The sequence below is a fragment of the Coprococcus sp. AM97-35 genome, assembly GCF_027697525.1.
In the GTDB taxonomy this organism is placed as follows: Bacteria; Bacillota; Clostridia; order Lachnospirales; family Lachnospiraceae; genus Allocoprococcus; species Allocoprococcus comes.
Window position 1 is genome coordinate 1 of sequence record NZ_JAQESL010000075.1, and the last position, 940, is coordinate 940.

General features: G+C 30.1%; 2 protein-coding genes. Both read left to right on the forward strand.

Annotated elements, in window-relative coordinates; all coding sequences use genetic code 11:
• Nucleotides 1-701, forward strand: a 701-nt coding sequence (locus PG840_RS16705; RefSeq protein ID WP_270613916.1) for a DUF3796 domain-containing protein, incomplete at its 5' end; no start/stop codon positions are given.
• Nucleotides 702-704: 3 nt separating this feature from the next.
• Nucleotides 705-908 carry a helix-turn-helix transcriptional regulator gene (locus PG840_RS16710; RefSeq protein ID WP_008787613.1) on the forward strand — a complete coding sequence of 68 codons (204 nt, stop codon included), beginning with the start codon at nucleotides 705-707 and terminating at the stop codon, nucleotides 906-908.
• Nucleotides 909-940 lie beyond the last annotated feature (32 nt).

Genomic DNA, 940 nt, shown 5'->3' on the forward strand with positions numbered 1-940 from the left:
GAGTGATATATTTATCTCATAAAGATACAAAAACATCTCATTTGAAAGGAGAGATAAATATGTCAAAGAAACAAATTAAAAAAATTATTTTTATGGGGGTAGGGTGTGCTTTATTGCTTATTGTTGGTACAATCTACTCCCTATTATACAATAATGGACGCTGGGTCAAAAATATGGATATGTCGGAATATGTATTTTCTTACAAGGATATTCCTATGTTAGTAATTGGAGCTTTAATAGCACTATATGCTATCTATATAGTAATTATCTGCTTTAAAAATGTCTTTTCAAAAAACAGCAGGGAAAAACGATATTCAAGAACAATTTCTCCTTACTGGGGATTTTGTGGAATGTTTGGTTTTCTGGGGTTTGGCGGATTTTGGACATACTATAAATTTGGAGAAATATTTCCTTTTGCTTTTTTCATATTTTTTGGTTTTTTCAATTTTTTCTTTGAAGGTAAACTTTCTCATATCTTAGAAGATGAGCTTTTTCAAGAAAATAAACGTAAGGCACAATTAGAAGCTTACAAGATAGGTTTTAAACTATTATTTGTAGTTATCTGGCTTATGGCAATAGGTATGTTTTCCCGTAATGTTGAGTGGTGTGCAATGTTTATGCTGATTTCTGTTTCACTTATCTATGCTCTTGTTCTTTTTCTTAGCAACTATTTATTATATCGTTATGAAAAAAGGGAATAAATTATGGAAGCAAAGTTTGTATGTAATTTAAAAAAATATCGTGTAGCACAAGAATTAACACAAGAACAACTCGCTGACATTGTAGGTGTTCGTCGTGAAACTATTATGAGATTAGAAAAAGCACAATATAATCCGTCACTTAAATTGGCAATAGATATTTCAAGAGCTGTAAAAGCTCCGATAGAAGATATATTTATTTTTGAATAAAGACAGTTTAAAGCAGTTAGTCTTAGGATTGA

Bases quoted from the DNA above. Each gene is read 5' to 3' on its own strand.
- PG840_RS16710 (WP_008787613.1), top strand. From the start codon at position 705: ATGGAAGCAAAGTTTGTATGTAATTTAAAAAAATATCGTGTAGCACAA.